General features: G+C 69.2%; 24 protein-coding genes. 16 read left to right on the forward strand and 8 right to left on the reverse strand.

Going from position 1 to position 24,374, the window contains the following annotated elements; genetic code table 11:
• The first annotated feature begins 560 nt into the window (after positions 1-560).
• A complete protein-coding gene (locus ADY01_RS01715; RefSeq protein ID WP_159000888.1) occupies positions 561-725 on the forward strand; it encodes a hypothetical protein in 165 nt (54 codons plus the stop codon).
• Between the two features lie 175 nt (positions 726-900).
• On the opposite strand, the gene ADY01_RS40145 is transcribed toward ADY01_RS01715, so the two are convergent.
• Entirely contained in the window at positions 901-1,101 is a 201-nt protein-coding gene (locus ADY01_RS40145; RefSeq protein ID WP_234319993.1) for a hypothetical protein, read from the reverse strand.
• Between the two features lie 61 nt (positions 1,102-1,162).
• Here ADY01_RS40145 and ADY01_RS40150 point away from each other — a divergent pair, with 61 nt between their 5' ends.
• The 11 genes from ADY01_RS40150 to ADY01_RS37830 all read left to right on the forward strand — a co-directional run bounded on the left by ADY01_RS40150 (position 1,163) and on the right by ADY01_RS37830 (position 13,191).
• A complete protein-coding gene (locus ADY01_RS40150) occupies positions 1,163-1,915 on the forward strand; it encodes a hypothetical protein (protein WP_234319995.1) in 753 nt (250 codons plus the stop codon).
• Positions 1,916-2,292: 377 nt separating this feature from the next.
• The gene (locus ADY01_RS40155; RefSeq protein ID WP_234319999.1) at positions 2,293-4,728 is read left to right on the forward strand and encodes an RHS repeat-associated core domain-containing protein; all 2,436 of its coding nucleotides are present in this window, start codon (positions 2,293-2,295) and stop codon (positions 4,726-4,728) included.
• A 3-nt stretch (positions 4,729-4,731) separates the two neighbouring features.
• A complete protein-coding gene (locus ADY01_RS01730) occupies positions 4,732-5,052 on the forward strand; it encodes a hypothetical protein (protein ID WP_049564497.1) in 321 nt (106 codons plus the stop codon).
• Positions 5,053-5,248: 196 nt separating this feature from the next.
• Positions 5,249-5,497, forward strand: coding sequence for a hypothetical protein (locus tag ADY01_RS38785; protein WP_159000890.1), 249 nt, complete (start codon positions 5,249-5,251; stop codon positions 5,495-5,497).
• A gap of 42 nt (positions 5,498-5,539) precedes the next feature.
• Positions 5,540-6,061, forward strand: a complete 522-nt coding sequence (locus ADY01_RS37825; RefSeq protein ID WP_159000892.1) for a hypothetical protein — start codon at positions 5,540-5,542, stop codon at positions 6,059-6,061.
• Positions 6,051-6,416: a hypothetical protein gene (locus ADY01_RS01735; protein WP_049564500.1), complete on the forward strand. Its 366-nt coding sequence runs from the start codon at positions 6,051-6,053 to the stop codon at positions 6,414-6,416. Before ADY01_RS37825 ends, ADY01_RS01735 begins: the two co-directional genes overlap by 11 nt.
• 137 nt (positions 6,417-6,553) lie before the next feature.
• Positions 6,554-6,925 carry a DUF5958 family protein gene (locus ADY01_RS38790; protein ID WP_159000894.1) on the forward strand — a complete coding sequence of 124 codons (372 nt, stop codon included), beginning with the start codon at positions 6,554-6,556 and terminating at the stop codon, positions 6,923-6,925.
• A gap of 126 nt (positions 6,926-7,051) precedes the next feature.
• Positions 7,052-7,420: a hypothetical protein gene (locus ADY01_RS01740; protein ID WP_159000896.1), complete on the forward strand. Its 369-nt coding sequence runs from the start codon at positions 7,052-7,054 to the stop codon at positions 7,418-7,420.
• A 311-nt stretch (positions 7,421-7,731) separates the two neighbouring features.
• Positions 7,732-8,511, forward strand: coding sequence for a hypothetical protein (locus tag ADY01_RS01745; RefSeq protein ID WP_049564503.1), 780 nt, complete (start codon positions 7,732-7,734; stop codon positions 8,509-8,511).
• 69 nt (positions 8,512-8,580) lie between these two features.
• Positions 8,581-12,333, forward strand: coding sequence for a hypothetical protein (locus ADY01_RS41230; RefSeq protein WP_049564506.1), 3,753 nt, complete (start codon positions 8,581-8,583; stop codon positions 12,331-12,333).
• Between the two features lie 378 nt (positions 12,334-12,711).
• Complete coding sequence (locus ADY01_RS37830) at positions 12,712-13,191, forward strand: hypothetical protein (protein ID WP_159000898.1); 480 nt, start codon at positions 12,712-12,714, stop codon at positions 13,189-13,191.
• Positions 13,192-13,350: 159 nt separating this feature from the next.
• On the opposite strand, the gene ADY01_RS01760 is transcribed toward ADY01_RS37830, so the two are convergent.
• Positions 13,351-14,292 carry an MBL fold metallo-hydrolase gene (locus ADY01_RS01760; RefSeq protein WP_049564510.1) on the reverse strand — a complete coding sequence of 314 codons (942 nt, stop codon included), beginning with the start codon at positions 14,290-14,292 and terminating at the stop codon, positions 13,351-13,353.
• A gap of 101 nt (positions 14,293-14,393) precedes the next feature.
• Between ADY01_RS01760 and ADY01_RS01765 the strand changes: the two genes are divergently transcribed.
• Complete coding sequence (locus tag ADY01_RS01765) at positions 14,394-15,326, forward strand: AraC family transcriptional regulator (protein ID WP_049564511.1); 933 nt, start codon at positions 14,394-14,396, stop codon at positions 15,324-15,326.
• Between the two features lie 115 nt (positions 15,327-15,441).
• On the opposite strand, the gene ADY01_RS01770 is transcribed toward ADY01_RS01765, so the two are convergent.
• From ADY01_RS01770 to ADY01_RS35860, 3 genes are all read right to left on the reverse strand, one after another.
• On the reverse strand, positions 15,442-15,732 hold the full coding sequence (locus ADY01_RS01770) for a hypothetical protein (RefSeq protein ID WP_049564513.1): 291 nt from the start codon (positions 15,730-15,732) through the stop codon (positions 15,442-15,444).
• An 850-nt stretch (positions 15,733-16,582) separates the two neighbouring features.
• Complete coding sequence (locus ADY01_RS01775) at positions 16,583-17,329, reverse strand: phosphotransferase family protein (RefSeq protein WP_049564515.1); 747 nt, start codon at positions 17,327-17,329, stop codon at positions 16,583-16,585.
• 42 nt (positions 17,330-17,371) lie between these two features.
• Positions 17,372-18,043: a hypothetical protein gene (locus ADY01_RS35860; protein WP_053170419.1), complete on the reverse strand. Its 672-nt coding sequence runs from the start codon at positions 18,041-18,043 to the stop codon at positions 17,372-17,374.
• A 313-nt stretch (positions 18,044-18,356) separates the two neighbouring features.
• Here ADY01_RS35860 and ADY01_RS01785 point away from each other — a divergent pair, with 313 nt between their 5' ends.
• Positions 18,357-19,235 carry a potassium channel family protein gene (locus ADY01_RS01785; RefSeq protein WP_049564517.1) on the forward strand — a complete coding sequence of 293 codons (879 nt, stop codon included), beginning with the start codon at positions 18,357-18,359 and terminating at the stop codon, positions 19,233-19,235.
• 12 nt (positions 19,236-19,247) lie between these two features.
• Complete coding sequence (locus tag ADY01_RS01790; RefSeq protein WP_078899912.1) at positions 19,248-19,616, forward strand: dihydrofolate reductase family protein; 369 nt, start codon at positions 19,248-19,250, stop codon at positions 19,614-19,616.
• A gap of 67 nt (positions 19,617-19,683) precedes the next feature.
• Here the strand turns inward: ADY01_RS01790 and ADY01_RS01795 are convergent, their stop codons facing one another.
• Positions 19,684-20,742, reverse strand: a complete 1,059-nt coding sequence (locus tag ADY01_RS01795; protein WP_049564519.1) for a hypothetical protein — start codon at positions 20,740-20,742, stop codon at positions 19,684-19,686.
• A gap of 402 nt (positions 20,743-21,144) precedes the next feature.
• Positions 21,145-22,107 (reverse strand): phosphotransferase family protein, encoded by a 963-nt coding sequence (locus tag ADY01_RS01800; RefSeq protein WP_049564522.1) that lies wholly within the window; start codon positions 22,105-22,107, stop codon positions 21,145-21,147.
• Positions 22,108-22,889: 782 nt separating this feature from the next.
• Here ADY01_RS01800 and ADY01_RS01805 point away from each other — a divergent pair.
• Positions 22,890-23,915 (forward strand): DUF4331 family protein, encoded by a 1,026-nt coding sequence (locus ADY01_RS01805; protein WP_049564524.1) that lies wholly within the window; start codon positions 22,890-22,892, stop codon positions 23,913-23,915.
• Between the two features lie 61 nt (positions 23,916-23,976).
• Here ADY01_RS01805 and ADY01_RS01810 read toward each other — a convergent pair whose 3' ends face one another.
• Entirely contained in the window at positions 23,977-24,294 is a 318-nt protein-coding gene (locus tag ADY01_RS01810) for a hypothetical protein (RefSeq protein ID WP_049564526.1), read from the reverse strand.
• Positions 24,295-24,374: the final 80 nt, after the last annotated feature.

The following is a 24,374-nucleotide window of genomic DNA, read 5'->3' on the forward strand; positions in this document are numbered from 1 at the left end:
CTGGTGAGTAGGGGGTGGGATTGTATGGCATGCAAGAGGTCAGGAGTTCAATTCTCCTTAGCTCCACAGGTCAGAGGCCGTCTCCCGTAGGGGAGGCGGCCTCTGTGGTGTGGGTGAGTGACTATCTGAGTGACTGCTGTGGCGGTGGCGCCGGTCTGGATGAGGGGTCGATCTGCTTTCGATGGATCCTCTCTGTGGTGGTTGTGCTGGTGTGGCCGACGAGGGGGGTGATCTTGTCGGTGGTGATGCCGTCGTCCGAGGGGACGGACACGAAGGTGGGTCGCCCCTCGCGTGGTGTCCATTCCGCGGGGTCGATGCCGTCGATGGTGGCGAGGGGGCATCGGGAGGCGCGGCGTCCATGGGGGTGCCCGTGGTGGTGGTGGAGACGAGCCCGGTGTCCCGCCAGGTGAGGGCGGTGGCGCGGCGGGTGGGGAGGGCGAGGGTTCTGCGGGATCGGTGGGTCTTGGTGTCTCCGGTGCGGCGGACGGAGCGCCGGACGGCGATGAGGGGCGGGATGAGTGGTTCTGTCTGGGGGACTGCGGAAGAACATCGTGAAGGTGATGGGCCGAGTCCAGTACGGCCGCGAACACATCCAGGCCGTGCGCTACCAGGACCCGCAGGCGGTCATCGTCCCGGTCGACTGGTACGAGCAGGCCTGCCGAGCCATGGGCGAGGAAGCCCGTCTCCCCACGGGAGACGACGACCCCGACAGCACCCCGCGATAACGCACCCTCCCACCGCCGGGACAACGCGAGCCTTATGCGCGCCCCGGCCCTCCGTCAACAAGCGCCGAGGCCGCGCCGCGGCTTCTGGTACGCGGGAACGACGAATCCCGAGGGCCGTCAAGGCCGATCCAACTGTCGAGCACCCCCGCCCGCACGCGGAGGACTCCGGCACCACCTACGACGACTGCGGCCGCCAGCTCACCGCCACCGATCTGACGGCCGATGTCAGCGTCACCGGCTCGGCCCTGACCCGCACCGCCCGTACCGACGGCCGCACCACGACCACCGTCCACAGCCCCGCCACGGGCTTCCCCACCACCATCACCGAGACCACACCGCGTGCCGATCCGGACGACGCGGCGAGCGCGCTGTCCACGACCACAACTCTCGACCCCCGGCGCGGCCTGCCCACCCAGACCACGGACGCCAACGGCAACGTGACGGTGCAGTCCTACGACGCGCTCGGCCGCTCGGCGCGCGTCTGGCTCCCCGACCGGCGTACCGCCCAGGCCCCCAGCTTCGAGTTCACCTACCGCGTCGAGGAGGGCCACCCAGTCAGCGTCGGCAGCCGCGCGCTGAACAACTCCGGCGGGCAGACCTCCACCTCCTACACCCTCTACGACGGGCTGCTGCGCGCACGGCAGACCCAGCAGCCGGGACCGGAGGACGGGATGCTCCTGAGCGACACCTTCTACGACGAACGAGGTCTCGTCCGCCAGACGTTCGCCTCCTACTTCGCCGAAGGAGACCCCGCGCCGGAGGTCTTCAAGCCCACAGACCTCGCGAACGTGCAGACACAGACCCGGCACGCCTACGACGCGCTCGGCCGCGAGACAGAGAGCGTTCAGGTCGCGGGGGACAGCGATGGCGGCGAGGTGCTCGCCACCACGACGACCAGCTACCGCGGCGACCGCGTGACGGTGATTCCGCCCGAGGGCGCCCCGCCACCACGACCATCTCCGACGCCCGTGGCCGCGCGGTCGAACTGCGTCAGCATCGCGAACGTTCACCGGACACCGACTTCGACACCACCACCTACGCCCACACCCCGGCCGGGCAGATCGAGACGGTCACCGACGCGGCCGGTAACGACTGGACGTTCGCCTATGACCAACTCGGCCGCACGGTCGAGACCACCGATCCCGACGCCGGCCGGACAACCAGCACATACAACGACCGCGGTGAGCTGACCACGCGTGCCGGTGCCCGTGGCATCACCCTCGCCCATGTCTATGACGGGCTGGGGCGGCAAACCGAGCTGCGCGAAGGGGACGCGGCGGGTGAGCTGCGGGCGGAATGGGTCTACGACACCGTCTCCGGTGCCCGCGGCCATCTGGCAAGGTCCACCCGCTACGACGAGGCCGAGGCGTACACCAGCGAAGTCGTCTCCTACGACCGGCTCTACCGTGCGACGCGCAGCCAGGTCACCATTCCGGACGCGGAAGGCGCGCTGGCCGACACCTACCAGTCCACGACCACGTTCCTGCCTTCGGGGCTGGTCCGGTCCACCGGCTTGCCGGAGGCTGGCGGTCTGCCGGCCGAAACCGTCGACCGCACCTACGATGACGTGACACTCCGCCTCCTCAGGACGGCTGCCACGGGTGGCGCCGCTGTCGACCTGACCCACACGCTCACCGGCAAGCCCGCCACGTTCGACTTCTCCAGTCGGGGCGCGGCCGTGGCCCGTGGGACGAACTTCTACGAGCGGGGCACCCAGCGGCTGGCCTCCACTTCCGTCCAGCGCTGGCTGCAGGATGAGAACGACCGCGACGAGACCTACGCGTACGACGATGCGGGCAATGTCCTGTCCATCGCCGATGTCTCACGCACCGGCACGGACGTGCAGTGCTTCCAGTACGACCATGTGCGCCGTCTGACCGAGGCGTGGTCGCAGGCCCCGCGTACCTGCGCGTCCGAGCCTTCGGACGCCGCCGTCGGCGGGCCCGCGCCGTACTGGCACTCCTACTCCTACGACCTGGCGGGCAACCGCCTCACCGAAACCCTGCACGAACAGGACACCGAACGCGCCTACGACTACCCCGAGCCGGGCGCGGCGCGGCCCAACGCTGTCACCTCGGTGACGCAGCGGACGCCCGATGTGACCTCGCTCGAACAGTACGGCTACGACGAGGCCGGGAACACCGCCAGCCGTCAACTCGGCGGCGATGAGCAGGAACTGTCCTGGGACGCCGAGGGCCGTCTCGCCTCCGTCGAGGAGGCGGACGGCTCGGTGACGGAGTACCTGTACGACGCGGACGGCAACCGGCTGATCTCCCGTTCCGAGTCGGGGACGACGCTCTACCTCGGCAGCACCGAGGTCACCCAGGCCACGGGCTCCACCACCGCGGAGGCGACCCGGTATGTCGACCTCGGCGGCGGCCATATGGCGGTGATCGCCGACGACGGATCGGTCAGCTTCACCCTGGCCGACCACCATGGCACCGGCCAACTCGCCATCGACGCGACCTCGTTGACCATCTCCCAGCGCCGGACCGCTCCCTTCGGCCAGATCCGGGGGCAGCAGCCGGAATCCTGGCCGGGCAGCCGGGGTTTCGTCGGCGGCATAGCCGACGGCACCGGCCTGACCCATCTCGGGGCCCGGGAGTACGACCCGGCGTTGGGCCGGTTCGTCTCCCCCGACCCGGTGCTGGTCACCGCGGACCCGCAGCAGTTGAACGCGTACCAGTACGGGGGGAACAGCCCGGTCACGGTCGCCGATCCGCTGGGGACGATGCTGCGGGAGTGCTGGTCGGGCCAGTACACATGCAGTCACAACAGCCAGGGCGACGTCACGGACGTCGACTACGGGAAGAACTACGGGCGCCAGACCGGCGCCAGCGGTGGCACCCCGGCCCCGCGGTGGGTGGGTGAGCAGCAGAGTAACTCCCGGAGCTGCCGCAACGATCCGGGCTGCTCGGGTACGGCGGCCCAGCAGATGCTTCAGGCGCAGAACGACCGGCGTGCGGAGTATCTGGCTGCCGTGCGGCTGGCGGAGCAGATGGCCGCTGCCGCCGCGGCGCAGCAGAACCAGTCGTGGTGGCAGACGGGTCTGAGTATCGCGGCCGATGTGACCGGCATCAGTGACGGGTGGGCCCGCATCACGCAGGGCGACGCGATGGCGTGCGCCATGACGGTTCTCACCATCGCCACGGGCGGCAGTGGCCGAACGGCGGCGCTGGCGCTGCGTTATGGCGATGACATCATCGGCGCCGCGCGTCAGGCTGAGAACACCATGGGGAGTTGTGCGCGGCACTCGTTCCTGTCCGGCACCGAGGTGCTGATGGCGGACGGCACCCGCAGGGACATCGACGATCTGGAGGTCGGCGACGAGATCCTGGCGACCGACCCGGAGACGGGCGAGACCAAGCCGCGGCGCGTGGTGGCCACGATCATCACGGACTCCGACAAGGAGTACACCCGCGTCTCCGTGACCGGCGCCGACGGTGACGAGAGCGAGATCATCGCCACCGCCCACCACCCGTTCCGGGACGAGGCCACCGACACCTGGACCAACGCCACCGACCTCACCCCCGGCGCCCAATTCCGCACCCCCGACGGCACCACCACCGAAGTCACCGCCGCCCTCACCTACAACGACACCGCCCGCACCTACGACCTCACCGTCGAAGAACTCCACACGTACTCTGTGCACGCGGGGGCGACGCCGGTCCTGGTGCACGACAGCAATTGCACTGTGGGGCGGTGGATGTCGGAAGATGAATATCGAGCGATGGGGGATACGGGACAGGTTCAGGCAGGCCGTGGTGGTGCTTCGACCTATGTAGCCAGTCCGGCTAATTCCGATGCCTATCGAAGGCAGGCCGCACCAGGGACGATCTATGCGGAGTTCGATCTTCCATGCTCGTGCCTGAAACCCGCTGGCGAGCCTGGGTGGGCGCAAATACCTGGCCCTCGCCATCCTCTTTACTCAAGGCTGAACGCCCGGAATGGTCTACCGCCGCCAGAGATTGCCTGCTTTCGGAAATATAAGGATTGTCGATAGGAAATGACTATTTCCTTGACTGGGATACTCGAGGCGCGGATCGAGAAGGTGCGCAAGCAGCTCGAAGAATCTGGTTTTACTCTGGAGCTGTTCAGCGGGCCGAGGCGTGCAGGAAAGGAATCCTTCGCTGTCTACCTACAGAGAAGGGATAGGGGGTGTCACTTTACTGTCTGGAACTCGGGTGAGGTGCAGGTTTCGGTCATTGACTACGGCCGCGACCCCTCCCCTAGGGAGACGTATCTGTCCGATGTCGGCGGAGATCGAATGGAATCGGAGCTCCAGAAAGTGATTGTTTGGGTTTCAAGCGGTTCCGAAGCGGGGTAAGGATATCGCTTGAGGGCCTTTGCTTCACTGGGATGTTCGGGCGGCGTTCGGTCATCGTGCCCAGGGGGAACGCCGACAGCAGGAACGTCGAGTTCGATCAGTCAGTTGATCTATGGCTTGGGGCGCCTCCGGGGGCTGCGGCTCGTGGTGAGCGTGCAGGGAAAGGTTTGGATTAATGGGGAGTCATGGCTCTATCGTGAATCGAAATCTCGGGAATCGGATCATCGAGATCACAGAAATCGATGACGTGTCATCCGGCGAGCGTGTGATTGAATTCCGTGACCCTGGAAGGTTCGAAGTTGGAGCCCATGTCGCAATCATCATCCCTGAGGGCGGAGGTTGGGCTGAGGCTATGGTTAGCATTAATCCTCATATCTCAGAGATTTCAGCAGAATTCATTGTGTGGCTTATTGGAACCGCGCAGGCCATCGTGCAAAACCCGTGATGGGCAGTGCTGATGGAGGGCGGGGGGCGAGGGGTGACATTGATGTTCCTCTGGTTGGTGTTGCCCCCTCTCGCGCCGTCAGGAATGGAAGTAACCGTCACCACCACTCGAACCACCACCACAACGGCGACGGTCCACAACCTCACCGTCGAAGGCGTCCACACGTACTATGTGCTCGTCGGCGGGACTCCGATCCTCGCTCACAACAGCAACTGCGGCGTGACCATTGACGACGGCAAGTGGGATTACTTCTTCGGACATGTTGACTCTAATCCGCACAATGCGGAGAGACCGACACGGAATGCTTATCGGTTGGAGTCGATCGGAATCCGTGACAACGCTGCCGGGCACGAGATCCTCACCGAGCACTTCAACGAGGCGATGAGGAGTGGAGTCGTGGATTCTCATGTGAATCCGAGAACTGGACTCACGAACGTGCGGACGGAGTCGCTCCTCTATGGACCGCGCGGCGCTCTCTTGATTCGCGCTAATTTTGAAATGACTGGCAGCGGAGCGAGGCTCACCACGATGATCCCTATTGGAGGACGGGGCTATGGCAGGTGATGTCATGGAGGTTCCGGGAGACCTCGAATTCATCGAGGTCTTCGGATCTGCCCCGGAGCCGACGGAGCATGATCCGGACGTATGGCGAGTCGAGACCTCCATAGGCGATGCCGACGATTCCGTGGCGCTGAGCTTCGATATTGGGGCGCGGTCGGTACGGTTGACCAGGGAGTCGATGGGCGAATGTGAAATCGAGATCTATCGTGAGCAGGTCGATCGAATTCTTCTGTACTCCCGGGGCGGAGAGCGTGGCATTGTTCTGGAAGTGAACGTTCCTGGTTTCGCATGCGAGCTCAGGGTCGTCGTGTTTCCCCGGTTTCGCCTGGTGAACCCCATGCTGTACGTGGGGCGTTGACAGATTCTCGCCAGGGTTGGGATGGAGAACGAGGGGGAGTGAGACCCTCATCGCTGAGGATGAGCGAAATCTGAGCGCCGGCGATTCATAGCGGCGCGATCGTCGCCGCCGTCGACCACGCGACCACGGCCGCTGCCGTGCACAACCTCACCGCGGAGGGCACCCACACCTACCATGTGCTGGCGTGGAACATAGAAATAGGCCGTACGTCGTATTCGAGCCCCGGAGCAGGTGGGCACTTGCGAGCATCAGAGCAGATCATCAATGAGGTTGCTCAAGGATTCCGCAGTTTGGAAAACGCTATGGCCTGGTTCTCTTCGCTGGAGCAAGTTCAGCAACGGGCGGTACTGCAGGAGGTTGTTCGCTACTCCATGCAGGCCCATGCCACGGTAAATGACGCACGTGAGGGACTACTGCGATCAGGCGTCAAGTCGACAATGACCTCGGCGGTGTTGATTGTTCAAGAACCGATTCTCGAACAAATGGGGGCGCATGACTCACGTGGATAGTCGGACAGGCTCACGTGTCGCCTATGATCAGACTCGAGGGGTTTTGATTATCGAGAACTCATATATGATCCATGGTTTCAGATATAGTGAGGACGCTTTCGCGACCAGCGGAAGGTACGTGATGCCGTGAAAGCAAGTCTGCGCGTCATGCGGGAGGGGCAACATTACCTGGTCCGCTTCACAGAGCCGCAACGTGACCTGGTTCGAGAGACGCTCTTGTTCGTCAAGGACCGCACGGGTGGAAATATCGCCTCCATGTTGCGTACCGGGGTCGACCGCGCAAGGCTGGACCAGGTGCGCGAGAAACTATCTGGATGCGAAGTGATGCTATCGGCGGCGGAAGTGCATGTCCTTTTCTCCGCGCTGGTCACTGCTGTGGTGGAAATTCGCACCGAACAGGAGTTTTTCACGCGCGTTGGGTTCTTCAAGGAGCAGGCGGTGTCGCTGGCGAATGCGCTGGTACGTGATATCGCATCAGCAGGTGATCCGGGCTGAAGAGCACCGTGAAGCACCCTCTGGTGTTCAGTTAGGTCGGTCAGGCGCTGCCACCTGGCTTGGTCGCCGAATTTTTCGCATGGTGGCGAACTCGTCACCTCGGAGCTGGCCGACATGATCCGGCCTGGCGCGACGATTGCCGACGGTCTGCACGGCCCCAGATTGGGACGGTGCCCCTGCGGTGCTCGTCAACGGCCCCTGCCGCTCGATCACCTTCGGACGGTGCTTGAAGTGCCGGAACAACCCCGCGGGCGGGGCCAAGCGGACACCTCCTGAACGAACTCGCGGATGACGCGGCCGCGCTGGCGGTCGTGGAGGCCGACTACAACATCCCATGGGGCCCGAGCCTGGAGGCCATCGACGCCGCCGCGCCGGACAAGCAGTACGGGACGACTTGGCGGCGGCTGCAGAAGATCCTGGGGGCGCCCGCCCGGTCTCCCGTGTGGTCGGCCGCCGAGGAAGCTCGTCGGCAGATCGCCGAGTACGTGGACGCCAGCGACGACGTCGACGCGATCGCTCTCGCAGCCCGGCCACTGATGCCGCGCAGGCCGGACGATATCGCCGAAAAGATTCTGCGTGACGGCTGGAGGATGAGCCTGGCCCGCCGCGACGTGCCGGCGGCCCAGTGCACGCGCCTGGGCAAGGAACTGGGGGCCGCTCAGCATTTTCCCAAGGCCTGTGAGATCACGGCTGACCCGTCTTCGGCGGCGGACCCCGAGCCCTGGCCTGGCTCATCACCCTGCTCCTGGACGACATCACCAACCGCGCCCCGGACCATGGCGCAGGCCGCCCCCCGGCCGGACTCGTCAGCGCCACCACCGAAGGCTGGCAAGGCCGCAGGCCACCGTTCATCCTCGCTCGCGGCGAGCTGGAGGCACTACGCGACAGTTGACAAAGTGATCGACGCGAAGCCCTACCTCTCGGTGACCCTGTCGTACGCACTCGCCGAAGTGGCCGTGGTGAGTGCGAGCGGCGATTCCCGCGACCTTCCGGCGCATGCGCATCACCGCTTTCCCCTGTCCCGTCGTGGGTGCTTTCCGCAGCCGAATTCCCGGAATGGCAAGCGTGGTTGGTGCCGGCCGCAGGTATAGTCACGGACGGGTTGTCCAGCACGTGTGCGCGGGTGTGGACAAGCAATGGTTGCCTGGGGGGGGGCAGTGATGGGACGTCCCGAGCGTGCACTGGATCCGGAGGCGGGGCCCGTTGAGCGGTTCGCCTTCGACCTGCGGCAGTTACGGGTGGCCGCCGGAAAGGTGAGCTACCGGGCGTTGTCCCGACGTGCGCACTTCTCGGTGACGGCGCTGTCGGAGGCCGCCGCCGGCCATCGGCTGCCGAGTCTGGAGGTCACCCTCGCCTACGTGAGGGCCTGCGGGGGCGACGTCACGGACTGGGAGGAGCGGTGGCGGAAGCTGGCGGCCGCGCAGCACGCCGAATCGCCGGACGAGGACCCGCCGCCCGCGGCGGACGCGCCGTATCTGGGGCTGGCGACGTTCGAACCGGGAGACGCGGAGTGGTTCTTCGGGCGCGAGCGGCTGGTGGCCCGGCTGTGTGCCCGGCTTGAGAGCACCGCGTTCCTCGCGGTGTTCGGCGCGTCGGGAGCGGGCAAGTCGTCGGTCCTGCGGGCGGGCCTGCTGCCCGCCGTCGCGAACGCCACCGCCGCGGAGGGCGGGGCCTGGCCGACCGCGCTGCTGGTTCCCGGCGCGCGTCCCCTGGAGGAGCTGGCGATCCGCCTGGCCAACCTCGGCGGGGTGGCGGCGAGTTCGCTGCACGGCGCGCTCCGGGCCGAGCCGGACGGCATCCGTCTCGTGCTGCGGCAGGTGCTCGCCGAGCGGTCCGAGAAGGCCCGTGTACTGATCGTTGTCGACCAGTTCGAGGAGGTCTTCACGCTCTGTCGCGACCAGCAGGAACGCGACCGGTTCATCGACTGCCTCGTCGCCGCCGCTCAGGAGCCGCGCGGCCGGGTGGTCCTCGGGGTGCGGGCCGACTTCTACGCCCGCTGCGCGGAGCACGCCGGGCTGGTGGCCGTCCTGGACGGCCACCACATGCTGGTCGGGCCGATGAACGAGGAGGATCTGCGCAGCGTGGTCACGGGGCCCGCCGGGCGCGCCGGGATCAGGGTCGAAGCGGAGCTGGTGGAGGCCGTCGTGGCCGACGCCCACGGCCAGCCGGGCGCTCTCCCGCTGGTCTCCCACGCGCTGCGGGAGACCTGGCGCCGGCGCAGGGGCGTCGCCCTGACACCGGCCGGGTACCGGGCGGCCGGCGGCGTGCGCGGGGCCATCGCGCAGAGCGCCGAGCGCGTGTACGGCAACTTCGACGCGGAGCAACGGCGCGTCGCGGCGGCGCTGTTCCTCCGGCTGACCGCGCCGGGCGACGGCACCGAGGACACCCGCCGACGGGCCCCTCGCGCGGAGTTCCTGGGCGGAACGGAGGGCCGCGCGGTGGCCGCCGTGCTGGACCGGTTGATCGCGGCCCGGCTGGTGACCGCCGACGAGGACACGGTGACCGTCGCCCACGAGGCGTTGATCCGGAACTGGCCGCGGCTTGCCGCCTGGCTGGCCGAGGACCGGGATCTGCTCCGCGCCCACCGTCGGCTGACCGATTCCGCGGCCGAATGGCACCTGCACGGGGAGGACGAGGCGCTGCTGTACCGCGGGGTGCGCCTCGCCGGGTGGAGGAGCCGCCCGCTCGACCGGCTCAACGCGCGGGAGTCCGCGTTCCTCGAAGCCTCGCGCGTCCGTGAGGCCGCCGAGCGCACGGCCGAGCGGCGGCGGGTGCGGCTGACCGTGACCGGGCTCGGCACGGTGCTCCTGGTGGTGAGCGTCCTGGCGGGGGTGGCCGCGGTGCAGGCGGATCAGGCCGCGAGGGAACGGCGCGTGGCGCACTCCCGGCAGCTGGCGGCCGAAGCCCGCGGGCAGTTGCAGGTCGACCCGGAACGTGGCCTGCGGACCGCCCTGCGCGCCTACCGGGTCTCACCGACCGCGCAGGCCGACGCGGCGCTGCGGCAGGCCGTGGCGGACGACCGGATGCTCGCGGTCGTGTCGGGGGGACGAGAGCGGGTGCTCGGGGTGGCGATCAGCCCGGACGGCACGCGGCTGGCCGACACCGACTCCGAGGGCACCGTCCGGGTGTCCCGCTTATCGGGTGGCGCCGTCTCCGACGCGCCTTCGCTCGTGCTGCGCGGCCACGGCACGGAGGCGTGGTCCCCGGCCTTCAGCCCGGACGGCACGCGCCTGGCCACGGCGGGACTCGACGGCACGGTTCGCGTCTGGGACCTCGGCGGCGGCGAGCCGCTCGTGCTGCGCGGACACCGCGGGCCCGTGTGGAACGTGGCGTTCAGCCCGGACGGCACGCGGCTGGCCGGCGCCGGCGACGACGGCACCGTCCGGGTGTGGAACGCGTCCGGGCAGGGCGAGCCGCTGGTGCTGCGCGGCCATCGCGGCCCCGCGGTGGGCGTCGCGTTCAGCCCGGACGGGCGGCACCTGGCGAGCAGCGGCCACGACCGCACCATCCGGATATGGGACGTGTCGGGACGGGGCGAGCCGCGGGTCCTGCGCGGCCACGAGGACGCGGTGAAGACGCTGGCGTTCAGCCCGGACGGCACGCTGCTTGCCAGCGCCAGCATCGATGGCACGGCCCGGGTGTGGGACACGGAAGAGGAGCGCGCCCCCGTCGTGTTGCGCGACCACGACGGCACCGTCGAGGGGCTCGCCTTCGGCCCGGACGGTCATCTCCTCGCCACCACCAGCGACGACGGCACCGTCCGGGTGTGGAACGCGGACGGCCGCAGCCCGCCCCTCGTGCTGCGTGGCCACCGGGAAACGGTCTGGGCCGCCGCCTTCAGCCCGGACGGCACGCGGCTGGCCAGCGCCGGCGACGACGGAACCGTCCGCGTCTGGGACCCCCGGGGCCCGGGGCGACCCCTAACGCTGGGCCGCCACACGGGCGAGGCGTGGACCGCCGCGCTCAGCGCGGACGGGCGGCGCGTCGTCAGCGGCGGGGCCGACGGCACCGTCCGCGTCTGGGACGCCGACGGCCGTTCGGACCCCCTGCTGCTGCGCGGGCACGGCGGGCCGGTGCTCAGCGTCGCCACCGACTCCCCCGGCCGGCGGGTGGCCGCCGCGGGCGAGGACGACACCGTGCGCGTCTGGGACACCGCCGGGTCCGACGGCCCCCGCCTCCTGCGCGGACACGGGGGATCCGCGTGGTCCGTCGCCCTCAGCGCCGACGGGCGGCGTGTCGCGACGACCGGCGACGACGGAGCGGTCCGGGTGTGGGACGCCGCCGATGCCGGCGAGCCACGGATCCTGCGCGGACACCGGGGCTACGCGTGGGACGTGGCGTTCAGCCCCGACGGGCGACGCCTGGTCACCAGCGGCGAGGACGGCACGGTACGGGTGTGGGACCTCGCCGGCGGCGCGGACCCGCTGATCCTGCGCGGACACGGGGGACTGCCGTTCGCCGTGGCGTTCACCCCGGACGGGCAGCGCGTCGTGAGCGCCGGTGACGACGGAACGGTGCGCGTGTGGGACACCACCGGCACCGGCCGGCCGCTGGTCCTGCGCGGGCACCAGGGGTTCGTGTGGAACATAGCGATCAGCCCCGAGGGGCGCTGGATCGCCAGCACCGGCAAGGACGGCACCGTACGCGTCTGGGACGCCGAGGCCGTCGAGGCCATGGCGGACACCGCGGAACCAGTCGTCCTGACCGGCTTCGCCGCCTCCGTCGAGGGCCTCGCGTTCCAGCCCGACGACGGGCGACTGGTCACCACGCACGGAGACGGCACCGTCCGGCTGTGGCACTGCGACACGTGCGCCTCCCCCGAACGGATCCTGACGCTGGCCGACCAGCGCATCGCCCAGGCCACGGCACCCGCACCTGCACCCGCACCCGGACTCGGAAGCCCTCATCCCTAAGCTGGCCCGTACGAAGCCGCCGAGCGTGGGCCCGCTGGTCGAGCTCCACCGTCCGCGCCGTCGGCGAGAAGCGCGCACGTCCGAACAACTCCCGGCAACCCGCCCCGGCGGCCGCCCACGACTGCCGCAGCTCGCGAGCGCACAGCTCAACGACCCCCGCCTCCGGATCCGGCGCACGCCGGGGACGCCCCCTCACCGCCCCCGGACGACCGTTGTTTGTCCACGGCCGCACCCACGTGCTGGACAACTCATTTGCGCCTATATCTAGGCATCGCACCACAAGGAACGCGCTTTCCGGCCCGGCACTGACACGGCCGGGGGGCGCCAGGCCATACGAGCGGGAAAGTAGGGGTGGACCCAATGAAGGTACGTTCACGCTTGATCAGAACGGCGACGGTGGCGGCGGCGGTCTGCGCGGTCGTCGGAGTCGGCGTCGCTCCTTCGGCGGCAGCGCCGGCGACGGCACCGACGACGGCACCGGCGACGTCCCAGCCCGGCACCATGGGCTGTCAGCCGGTCAACGTCGCCCTGTACTACTGGTTCTACACGTCCTCCGGCGCCCTCGACTACCGGATGTACGACTGCAGCGGGAACAAGGGCCTCAACTCCGACGGCTACGCGGTGGACGCCGGGAGCTGGTCCGGGTACGTCCGCTTCTCGGGGGGGAGCTGGACCTGGTTCTGCGACAACGAGGTGCTGTATCTCGAGGGCCGACGCGTCGTCCGCCTCGACATCGCCGCGTCGCGGATCACCGAGTGCGGCGGGCTCGCGTCGGCCGACGGACAGAACCAGCCGACCGACGGACAGAACCAGCTGAGCGCCGAGGACCGGCTCGCCCTCGTCGGGCAGGGGTCGTGAGGCACCAGCAGGGATGATCGGCGGGGCGCCCGGGACATCGGACCCGGGCGCCTACGCCCGCCGCGTCACGGGGTGTGGTTGTGATCGAGACGATGCGCCGGACGGACGACGCGCCGACGAGGGCGGTCGGGACCGAACGCGAAACACCGGACCAGAGGCTCACTCGGAGGCTGACGCTCTCCTCTCCGGGCCGGCCGTTGCCCAGGGGCCGAGGGCGAACCCACCACCCTCCCGCCGGACTTCCACGGCGCCCGCGCCACCGAAGTGCGCGGGGACGATGAGCTCCCGTTCATCGGCCGCCCGCCCGAGGATCCGCCGGCGACTGGCCACCGCCTGGTCCGGGGCCAGGCAGGCGTTGCTGTTGCAGCAGGGCTGGAGGATCTGCACCGGGCTGTGCAGCAGGTCTCCGACGAAGGCCGCCCGGTCGCTCCCGGACGCGAGGCGCAGCACGGATGAGCCGGGAGTGTGGCCGGGCGCGGACTCCAGGGTGAGGTGTTCGTCGATGCGGTGGAGGCCGTCCCACAGCACGGCCTGTCCGGCCTGCCGGACGGGCGCGACGCTGTCCTCGTAGATCAGGCGGTCGACCTCCAGCAGGCCGTTCCCGTACGCGTTCTCCGGACCGTAGTGGAAAGCGTCGGCGGCCGGGATGAGGTAACGCGCGTGGGGAAACGTCGGCACCCACTCCCCGTCCGCGTCAACGGTGTTCCAGCCGACGTGGTCGACGTGGAGGTGGGTGTTGACGACGACGTCGACATCCTCCGGCCGCACACCGGCCCTCGCCAGGAGGCCGAGGAGATCACCCCGACAGTGGTGGAACGGCGGCATGCCCGGCCGCTCGCGCCCGTTGCCCGCTCCGGTGTCGACCAGGACGGTCCGCCCGGCGCTGCGCAGCACCCAGGTCTGCAACGCGATCACCGCCAGGTCGCTGTCCGGTTCCCAGTGGTCCGGCGCCAGCCAGTCCTGGTTGTCCTTCCACACGTCGGCGGTTGCTCCCGGGAACATGGCGGAGGTGGGCGCGAAGGGCCTGTGCCACTCGACGACCCGGATGACCTCGACGTCCCCCAGCATCATGCTCTCCACGCGCTCGTTCCCGTTCGTCATGCCCTCGACCCTAGGAAGGCGGAACGATCCACTCAATGCCCGTCCGGCTCAAGGGAATACGCGTCCGTCTCACGCTTCGCGCGCGGCGATATCCTGGGTGGATGGATGTGGTGAGCGACGCGATCTCCGCCGCACACCTCGGGCACCCCTCCTCCCACCGGGTGCGGATGAGGGGGAGCTGGTGCGCGCGGCTGGACCCGTACGAGGGCGCGGGCTTCTACGTCGTCCTGAAGGGCACCTGCCGGCTACGCACCGACGGCGGCGCCCCGATACCTCTCGCCGTGGGTGACGCGGTGCTGCTGCCTCATGGCACGGGCCATATGATCAGCGATTCCGCGGTCGACGCGGCGGTCGCGGAGGAGAAGGCGGTGCCGTTCGCGCGGTGGCTCGCGGGGCCGGAGCCGCGAGCCCTGCCCGATCGCCACGAGACGGAGTTGCTCTGTGGCACGTACTGGCTCGACTGCAGCCGCATGCACCCGCTCATGGCAGAGCTGCCCGAGGTCGTCCACCTTCCCCACCGGGTGGGCGGCCACCTCGAACTCCGTGCCGCGATCGACCTGCTCGCCGGTGAGCTGGACGAGAGGCGGCCCGGCTCATGCATCGCGCTCCCGAACCTGCTCGACCTCCTCCTCGTCTACATGATCCGCTCCTGGATGACCGAGACCACCGACGGAGTCTGGCCCGGCGCACTGGGCGACCCGGTGACGGCCGCCGCCCTGCGGGCGCTGCACTCGAACCCGGCCGCGCCGTGGAGCATCGACCGCCTGGCCGGGGAGGCGGGCGTCTCCCGCCCCACCCTGGCGCGCCGGTTCACCACCCTGGTCGGCCGCCCGCCGATGGCGTACCTCACGTGGTGGCGCCTGATCCTGGCCGCCACCCTGCTCCGCGACACCCCGGAGACCCTGGCCGCCATCGCCGGCCGAGTCGGCTACGGCAGCCCGTACGCGCTCTCGCACGCCTTCGCGAGGGAGTTCGGCATCACACCGGGGCGGTATCGCGCGCAGGCCGCGGGTCGATCCGCTCCCCCCGGGTGATCCGCCGCGTCTTCGTGTGCACGCGTCGGCGCCTCCGTCGTCCGGGGGCGGGCTCGGGATGCCCCCGCCGTCGTGTGACGGCGGAGGCGGTGTTCCGTTGACGCTCTCGGTCCGGTCAGTACCAGCGCTGGAGCTGCCAGTAGGAGATCGGGCCGCCGCCGTAGCAGCGCATGGTCCAGTTGTAGCGGACCTGCAGGTCGAGCGCGGCGTGCTCGCACTGGTAGTAGAAGAAGAACTCGTCGATGGTGTGCCAACTGGCGGCGGCCTGGAAGTCGCCGGAGGCAGCCTCCCTGGACGTGACTCGCACGCCGGAGTCACCGCTGTCGGCCACAGCCGGGCCGGCGGCAAGACCCCCGGCGAGTGCGGCGGTGGCCGCGGTGGCGGCTAGAAGGCGTCGGATGCGCATGTGATGTCCCCTCCTGGTGGTTCGTGGGGGAATCGTGCGCCGCGGCCGGGTCGGCGACCAGGGGCAGGCCATGTCCAGGACGGATCCGGACATGGAAGAAGATGACCAGGCATGTCCGACGAGGACCGGACACCCACCGGCACCCCGCCACGGACGTGACGGCGTGGGGGCCGTTCTCGACCACCTCGTCCGGCGTCGCGCCCACCCGGCCGACCCCGCGCGGCCGGCGTCGGGGTGGCTTCGTGGCACGGGAGTCAACCCGGAGCGGACGGGCGCTCGTTGGCCCCGTTCAGAGATCCACGACGAGGACGGGGGCGCGGGCCATGCGGGCGGGCACCACCGTGAACGGGGCCCCCGAGGTGTTGACCTCGTTGACGAACGTCTCCTCGTACAGGTGCGTCTCGGGGGTGCAGCCAGCGCGGCCTCGCGGCCGGGTTGTCCTGGTGGGACGGTGCGGAGGACGACGGCGTTGTGGTTGAGGCAGGAGTGGGTGGCTTCGCCTTGGTGACCGGCCATGCCTCGACGTGGTCGATGGTGAGGTCGTTGAGTTCGATGTCGCCGAGGGCGGGGGTGATGTGGGTGTTGCCCAGGGTGCGGTAGTTGACCACCGCGTCCTCCACCGTGTGGCCAGCCGGGTCCGAGCGCTCGGCGGCGAGTGCGTCGCTGCTGGCGAGCAGCTCTTTGGTACGGCCGCTGGCGCGTTTGGTGTCGCGTGTGCCATCCGGGTGGTGGCCGAGGCTGGCGGTGGCTCCGCACCGCGCTTAGTTGGGAGTGAGGGCAGGTGATGCCCCCGGGAGAGGGCTTGCTCCTTGCGTCAGAACGCACTCGTAGCAGTCGGGCTCGCGCAGCCTCACATCCGGGATCTCAGCACATCGACCTCACAGCCCGGCGCGAACGCGTCGAAGCCGTGCTCGACCAGCCAGCGAACTCCCAGCAGGCTTCGCAACGACCACCACGCGTGGATCACGTCGAGGTCGACGTCGGTGCCATAACCGGCGATGACGTCGCTCAGGTGTTCCTCGTGTCCGAGCGTGAAGGTGGCGAGGTCGAAGAGGGCGTCACCCCCGGCCGCTTCGGACCAGTCGATGATGCCGGTGACCTCGTCGCCGTCGACGAAGACGTGATCGATCTGCAGGTCGCCGTGCGCGAACACCGGCGTCCACGGCCGGATCGCGGCCTCGGCGACCTGGCGGTTGCGGGTGACCAGGTCGGTGGGCAGGACGCCGTTCGTCACGAGCAACTCGCACTCGCCGTCGAGTTCCGCCGCCAACTCGTCGGGATCCCGTCGGCGCCGGCCGGGCCAGGGCGGCAACGGCGCCTCGTGCAACTTCCGGATGGCGGCACCCGCCGCGGCCCACGCCGCCGGGGACGCGGTCGACGGCTCACCGAGGCGGCCGAGCGCCGTCCCCGGGAGTGCGGCGATCGCGAGCACGGACGGCTTGCGCCACAGGACCTCCGGGGTCGGGACCGGCGCCAGGGCCATCGCCTCGACCTCGACGTCGATGCGCACCTGATCGGCGTCCACCTTCAGGAACACGTCGCCGACGCGCAGCGTCGCGCGCTCGGAATGGGCGACGACGACCTTGACCTCATCCATGGGCGACCAGTATCCCGGGGATGATCGCCGACGTCACCGGGATTATCGCGTGCGACTGCGCGGCTGCTGACCGCGTCCCCCGCTGGATTTCTCGACCCGGTTGAGTTGGTCGATCATGGTCAGCACGGCCTGCTGACTGCCGCCGGACAGGCGAGCGACGCGTACGGCTGCGTCGCGTGCGTTCTCGTGTTCCAGCGCCTTCAGGATCTCGGCATCGTCGAGGATTTCGGTGAGGGCTTTTCGGGCGTCTGCGTCGAGCATGGTGAGGCGCAGGGTGAGTTCGCGGGTGTCCTCGTCGCCGAAGTCGTCCAGCATCCGTAGCTTTCCGAGGAGCCCTTGGATGATGGGGAGGTCCCCGTTGGCGTCGTTCGTGCCGGGGCGGTTGAGGTCTCGCACGTCGTCGCGTTCGAGCGCGTGCAGCAGTTCCAGCTCCGCCTCCAGCTGTCGGGAGTCGGCTTGTTCGTCGGCGAGATACCCGACGGGGACGGAGAAGTACTTCGCCAGGGCCCGGAGGTGGTGGAGCTTGGGGTTGGTCGTTCTGCCGGTCGTGAGTTCCCAGAAGTAGGGGCCGGAGATGCTGACGTCCGTGGCCTTGGTGATCTGCCGGGCGGTGACCTCGTAGGAGGGGGGCGGCTCGCCCTTGGGGACTTTCATGTCCCGGAGCCACTTCAGCTTTTCGGCCAGGGTGCGCCGTCTCCGGGCCGTGGCTGGCATCGGTGCCCCTCACTTCCTCGCTCGTGGTGATCGCTCATGTCGGCTTTGTGTGCACCTTATCGTCGTTCACAGGTGTGGATGGCCGTTCACCGAGTCGGGGTCGTCGAACTGCGTCCCGTCCGGAGTGAGCGTGCGGATTACCCCCTCTGGTGAGCAGGCCGTGGATGCGCTGCTCGTTCTCGTCCCTGTTCCATCTCGTCACTGATCGGGCGGTCCGCGGTGACTGGCGCGAGACACGGCCCGCCGGGCCGAACGGGTGGCGTGCCCGAACTCGCCTCGAACCCGTGCCATGATCCGGTGCTCTGGAGGGTCAATGGGCTGGTGGATCTCTGTTCTCGGTGCGGTGCTGATCGCGGCCGTGCTCCGGGACCTGTTCCACACGATCTGGCATCCCACCCGCCGCGCCGGGATCATCCACCTGGTGATGGCGGGGTTCTGGCGCCTTTCCCGGAGACGGTCCACCCGATTCCCGCTCCTCGGGCTCACCGGCTCACTGGCCATGGTGGTCGTGGTCACCGGGTGGTCGCTCACCCTCGTGGCCGGCTGGACCCTGGTCTACTGGCCGCACATGCCAGACGGCTTCACCCTCAGCTCGGAGATGGAGTCCTCCGGCGCCACGGACCTGCTCGACTCGTTCTACCTGTCGCTGGTCATGATCTCCACCCTCGGTCTCGGCGACATCACCCCGGCGGACACCTGGCTGCGACTGGTGACGCCGCTCGAGTCGCTGATCGGCTTCCTGCTGCTGACGGCCGTGGTGGCCTGGGTACTGGGCATCTACCCGGCGCTCGCGCGACGCAGGGTCGCGGTCTCCCACCTGGCTCTGCTGCGAAGGGCCGGCCTCACCGATCCCGTGCTCGACTCCCCCGGTGGCGCGGCAATCCTCGGGAACCTGGCCAGAGACCTGCTCTGCATCCACGTCGATCTCAGCCAGTACCCGGAGACGTACTACTTCCACGACAGCGAACGGGGCCTGGAGAGCGATGCCACCCTGTCGGCCACGGTCGGCTACGCCACCGACCTGGCCCGCCGGGGCCGGGCGGCCACCCGAGCCGACGTGCAACTGAGCGGCACCCTGCTCGCCGGCGCCCTCGACGAACTCGCCACCGTTCTCGACACGCACTTCCTGCGCACCGGCGGCACCACCGACGAGATCCTGACCCACTACGCCGCCGAACACACCCCCGGCTGAACACCACGCCTCATGTGCGAAGAAGACTGCCCGTTCCACACCCCGGTCTTCGTCGTGACCCACGAGAAGCGCGATCCGTGGGAGCGGCCGGGCGGCACGACCTTCCATTTCGTCAACGACGGCATCGAGAGCGCGCTCGACCAGGCCCGCGGGGCCGCCGGCGACCGCGACGTCCGCATCGCCGGCGGTGGCGAGACCATCCAGGAGTACCTGGACACCGGCCTGGTCGACGAGTTCTCGATCACCCTCGCGCCCGTGCTGTTCGGCACCGGCATCCGCCTGTTCGACCGTGTGGCACCCGACCGCCTAGCCCTGAACCAGGTCCGCACCGTCTCCTCGACCCGGGTGACCCACCTGACCTACACCGTCGGCGAGCGGTAGCCGGCACCACGCCGGCGGGCCGGGTACCCGGCGAGGCGGCCCGTGGCCGATGTCACGTCTCGTTGAGTCACGTGCCGCCGATCCGGCGGATCTCCTCCAGCGGATATGGGGTCTGCCGACTCCGGCGCTGGAACCTGAGGTTGAAGTCCGATATCACGGCCGCGATGGGAGAGTGCCGGGTGAGGATCGCTGCGGCCTCCTCGGGGATTCCGGTGGGACGTTTGCCCTCCGCGTAGGCGCGCACCAGCTCGTAGCGGCCGTCCCGGTCCTCCCTCTGGTATCCGAACAGAGCGGTGACCAGCCAGTTCACCAGATACGTGGCGGTGAAACAGCGGTCGTAGGTCTGATGCCGGTCGAAGAAGCCGGCCTCGTCCTGCGACAGCTCGAACCGGGAGGAGATCGCGAGGCCGTAGTCCGCGAAGAAGAGGCGCCGGCCGTCGGTCAGGATGTTCTCGAAGTGCGCGTCGAAGTGCAGGAGTCCGCGGTCGTTCATGAACGAGATACCGGCTGCCAGTTCTCTCTCCACCATGGCGCAGGCCCGGTTGGCGACCTCGTCGCCCGCTTCGACCTGGGTGCTCAACCACTGGTGCAGGTTTTGCGGGATGTACTCCAGGAACAGCGCGACGCTCGCCGAGGACCGCTGGAGGGCCTCGATCCGGCGGCGCACCTGCGATCCGCCGCCCCGGTACGCGACAGCCCGTTCGATGTCGGCCAGGTCCTCGGGCAGGGGCGTCGAGTCCGGCAGTACTCGCCAGTGGTACATCAGAGGGAAGCCCTCGTGTTCCGCCGCCAGCACCCAGTTCGTCGTCATGGTGTGCACGGCGAGCTCTCTCCAGGCCCCGAAGCCCGGCCCGGCGAGGGTGCCGACGCCGTAGTGGCAGAAGGCGGGCAGCTCGAACAGGTTCGCCGTGGACCGGACGTGCTCGGGCTGCCTCTCCATGTCGCTGAGGGGCACCCGCTTCACGAAGACCGGGGTTCCGGCGACCTCCAGCAGGGACGACGTCCCGCCGATGCCGGATCCGATCGGCTTGGCCGTGTCCACGAGCTCGCGCAGTGCGCGATCACCGCACAGGGCGAGGGAAGTGGAGACGGCACCATGGGCGGTGAGACGCGCACCGTGCGACATGTCAGGGGCTTTCACTGTTGCCTCCACCTGGATGCCGGCCTCGATCCCGCGATGGCGGCGGCACGTCTGAGCCAAGCCGCGACCACGTTCGACACGTGGCTCCGCGGTGTGGCCGGAGCGGGTTGTACCCTCTCGGCCGCACTGTACGTGACGATCGACGACGGGTCGGGGGATCGATGCGCGACTTCGAGCGCGTCTGCCCGGCCGCTCGAACTCCTCCTTGGACGGGCTGATCTCCCTCCGCCCGGCTTCGGTGGCGAGGGCGTGGAGGTTGACCTTGCCCAACGGGTCGTCCTCGCTGATCCACCCGCGGGTGCGGCGACGACGACGCCCGCATCTCGGCGGCGGCATGCCGCGCCTGGGGCGATCCCCGCGCGCGCGGGGTGCGGGGGCCGCGTTGGCTCAGCCCAGCGTGTTCATCAGGGTGGTGACATAGACGTCCAGCCGCTCCTCCACGGCTCGCGTCGTCAGTTCTGTCCTCCCCGCCTCCCGCCATGGCTGCGACACCAACCGCACTTCTTCCGAGCACGCCAGCCCGTCGCGCACCAGCCAGTACAGCCGCTCGCTCGCGGACGCGGCCAGCACCCCGCCGGCCCTCTCGTACGCCTCAGGGAACCGCAGACCCCACGCCGGGCCGTGCAGCAGCGCGAGACTGGTGGAGCAGTGCGCCACATCGAGATCCGCCGGGCCCCAGGAGGTCGCTGCCCAGTCGACGACGCCGGTGATCCGGGCACCTGCCGGGCTTGAACGCGGCACGTCGAACAGCACGTTGCCGGGGTGGAAGTCCCGGTGCAGGAATCGCCCTGCATAGCGCGGCGCCGGCGTGCGGATCACGTCGATCGCCGCGGCCCATGCCGCCGCGTCGGCGCCCTTCGGGACCACGACGGTGTCGGCGGTCGTCAACGCCACGTACTCCCCGGGCCGTTCAGCGGGTCGCAACGCGTGGATCGCCACGAGTTGGCGGGCCAGCAGGGGGACGCGCGCCTCCACTCCCTCATCGTCGAGGACCGTCCGGCCCGCCACATGTGTCATGAGGAGCGACGGATACTCGCAATGCGCCGCGGTCGGATCAACCGCGACCAGTCCGGGAGCCGGCACGCCGGTTTCCGGGAGCAGGGTCAAGGCGCCGGCCTCCCTGTTCAGCGAGTCCTCGGCGCGCTCCACGAAGAACGGGTCGACGAAGCTCCGCAGCACCAGGTCACGGGTGCCTCCGTCCCGCGTGCCGATGGTCAGCCTCCGCATGTCGGCAGTGACGCCGCCGTGCAGCGCCTCGATTCCGACGACCCGTTCGCCGATGTCCAGGTGCCGGCTCACCCAGGCCAGTGTCAACGGTCGGAGAGCCGCCGCCTCGTCGTGATCGGTCACCGTGCGACCTCATCATCCGGACGGCGGCACGCGCGAACGTTTTATCGGAGGCGATGACGAGTGGTGCAGGTGGTGGGGAAGTCGGGCGAGCAGGTCCGTGCGCGCACCCATCGCGATGTCGCCTGACGCGCCGGGAGTGGAGAAGCACGGGACGCCGGAGGTGCCGGAGTTGGAACGGCGCCTGCCGCTGGGGCTCGGCGTCGTCGGGGCGGGGATCGGCGCCGGCTGGGTGTTGCGGCGGGGTGCACTGTCCGCAAGGGCATCCGCCTGCACAGGCGCGACGACGAAGACCTGTACCTGACCACCGCCAGCAGGGCCGAGGAAGCCGCACAGGTGGTCGATTCGGCCACGCGCATGCGAGTTCCTCAGCGACTTCGCGGAGACAGCGCGTGCCGCTTCGGACCTCCTCTTCGGAAGTCCGGCGAGACGGTGGTGTCTTGTCGGCGTTCACAGTGACTGCCTGAGGGTCGCCGCTCTCCGTGGTACGTGCCGCGCGATCGCACCGGATCAGCGTGCCGTCCAGGATCGCGTGATTCGGGCAAGGGACATGGGAGGTCAACGTGGAGACTCTGGTTCGGCGGACGATTGTTCGCCGAGGAAACCGCGTTGGCCCATTCGGCTCCGGCTGACCGCCCAGGGGAACGAATGCGGGGGTGTCTCTTCGGGTGACGGCAGCAGGGAAAGCGAAGCTGGGCGTTCGTTCGCATGCAGGCAGACGGTGCCCGTCAAGGGCTCACCGGCTTGGGTGCCCAGATACCGCACACCGGGAGCAGAGAAGACCCATGTCGCACCACCTCGACACTCCGCTGGCTGCCCAGAACGGCCAGCTCTACCTCGATGACCTGTATGTCTTTCCCGGCGAGGGAAGCACCGTGTTCATCATGGACGCCAACTCCAACATCACCGGGGTATACGCGGAACCGGGTTTCCACCACGAGGCCCGCTACGAGTTCAGGGTGCACTTCGACGGTGCCGAATTCGAGGCCCTGACCTACCGGTTCTCCTTCGGCGAGCCGGACGGCGACGGCCGCCAGAGCGTGCGCCTGCACAGCCTGACCGGCGCGGATGCCCGCGAGGACGACGCCGAGGGCGAGTTCGTGCTGGAGGGTCACACCGGCGAGACCGCTACCGCCGACCGCATCCGGGTCTGGGCCGGCCGCATCGCGGACGCCTTCTACATCGACCTCGACCTGCTGGCGATCGTCAACGGCGCCATGGGCAAGGGCACGGCCGTGGACCTGTCCTCCTGGCATCCGCGGGAGGCCCAGAACAGCTTCCACGGCACGTCCGTCCAGACGATCGTTCTCGAAGTCCCGCACGGCCATCCGCAGTTGAAGCCGGGTGCGCGGGCAGGGATCTGGTGCGCGTCCAAGCTGGCCACCGACGCCGGCGGTTGGCGGCAGATCAACCGCGCGGGCAACCCGATGATGTGGCCGATCTTCTGGCCGGGCGACACGGACTTCTCCAACCCGGCCAACACCCGCCACCCTTCGGAGGACATGGCCGCCGCCGGTGACCACATCGCCGCCCAGGTCGCCGCCGTCGTCAAGGCCACGGGCACCTCGGGCGACCCCGAAGGCTACGGGCAGATGGTGGCCCGGCAACTCTTCCCGGACATGCTCCCGTACGTGATCGGGACGCCCGCATCCTTCGGCTTCGCCACCCGCAACGGCCGTACCCGCGCGGACAACGTGCCCGAGACGATGCTCTCGCTCGTGACGAACATGGCCGTCCCCTCGGGCCTCGGCCCCGCCGCATCCGCCGACCAGCGGGTCCCGCGGTTCCCGTACGTCGTCCCAGCACAGTGAGGGCGATCGCCTTGGTCGGCAGCCTCTCGTCGGCGGCCTCGACGTTCGGGTCGTCGCCTCCTCAGCGGTCGCCGTCGCCGTCGCTGGTGCGGATGAGGGTGCCGTGGGGGTCGCGTTCGTAGGTGCGACGGGCGTTCTTCCCGATCTTGCGGGTGACCTCGTCGGCGAGGTCGAGGCCGTTCATCTCGGCGATGGCGGCGAGGTAGATGAAGACGTCGGCGAGTTCTTCGCCGAGGTCGGGAAGCCGCCTGCACCAGGCGGTGAAGGCCTCGCCGACCTCGGCGTTGAGGAGGCCGAACTCCAGGGCGATGTCCGTGGTGTTGAAGCCCTTGGCGCGCTTGTTGTCCCAGGCCAGCGTCTGAGCGGTGCGGATGTCCACGGCGTTCCTCCGGCGGTGGGGCGAGGGGATACGCCTGAGCCTAGGGGAGGTGGGCGGTGCCGCTGATCTCACGGCGTCAT

It is taken from the genome of Streptomyces sp. SBT349 (assembly GCF_001083795.1).
Lineage (GTDB): Bacteria > Actinomycetota > Actinomycetes > Streptomycetales > Streptomycetaceae > Streptomyces.

Coding starts and splice junctions, on each gene's coding strand:
- ADY01_RS01715 (WP_159000888.1), top strand. CDS start 561: ATGGGCCGAGTCCAGTACGGCCGCGAACACATCCAGGCCGTGCGCTAC.
- ADY01_RS01775 (WP_049564515.1), bottom strand. CDS start 17,329: ATGGATGAGGTCAAGGTCGTCGTCGCCCATTCCGAGCGCGCGACGCTG.
- ADY01_RS01760 (WP_049564510.1), bottom strand. CDS start 14,292: ATGACGAACGGGAACGAGCGCGTGGAGAGCATGATGCTGGGGGACGTC.
- ADY01_RS01790 (WP_078899912.1), top strand. CDS start 19,248: ATGTGCGAAGAAGACTGCCCGTTCCACACCCCGGTCTTCGTCGTGACC.
- ADY01_RS01735 (WP_049564500.1), top strand. CDS start 6,051: ATGGCAGGTGATGTCATGGAGGTTCCGGGAGACCTCGAATTCATCGAG.
- ADY01_RS01795 (WP_049564519.1), bottom strand. CDS start 20,742: ATGTCGCACGGTGCGCGTCTCACCGCCCATGGTGCCGTCTCCACTTCC.
- ADY01_RS37825 (WP_159000892.1), top strand. CDS start 5,540: ATGTTCCTCTGGTTGGTGTTGCCCCCTCTCGCGCCGTCAGGAATGGAA.
- ADY01_RS01805 (WP_049564524.1), top strand. CDS start 22,890: ATGTCGCACCACCTCGACACTCCGCTGGCTGCCCAGAACGGCCAGCTC.
- ADY01_RS41230 (WP_049564506.1), top strand. CDS start 8,581: ATGGGACGTCCCGAGCGTGCACTGGATCCGGAGGCGGGGCCCGTTGAG.
- ADY01_RS01730 (WP_049564497.1), top strand. CDS start 4,732: ATGACTATTTCCTTGACTGGGATACTCGAGGCGCGGATCGAGAAGGTG.
- ADY01_RS01770 (WP_049564513.1), bottom strand. CDS start 15,732: ATGCGCATCCGACGCCTTCTAGCCGCCACCGCGGCCACCGCCGCACTC.
- ADY01_RS35860 (WP_053170419.1), bottom strand. CDS start 18,043: ATGCCAGCCACGGCCCGGAGACGGCGCACCCTGGCCGAAAAGCTGAAG.
- ADY01_RS01765 (WP_049564511.1), top strand. CDS start 14,394: ATGGATGTGGTGAGCGACGCGATCTCCGCCGCACACCTCGGGCACCCC.
- ADY01_RS01785 (WP_049564517.1), top strand. CDS start 18,357: ATGGGCTGGTGGATCTCTGTTCTCGGTGCGGTGCTGATCGCGGCCGTG.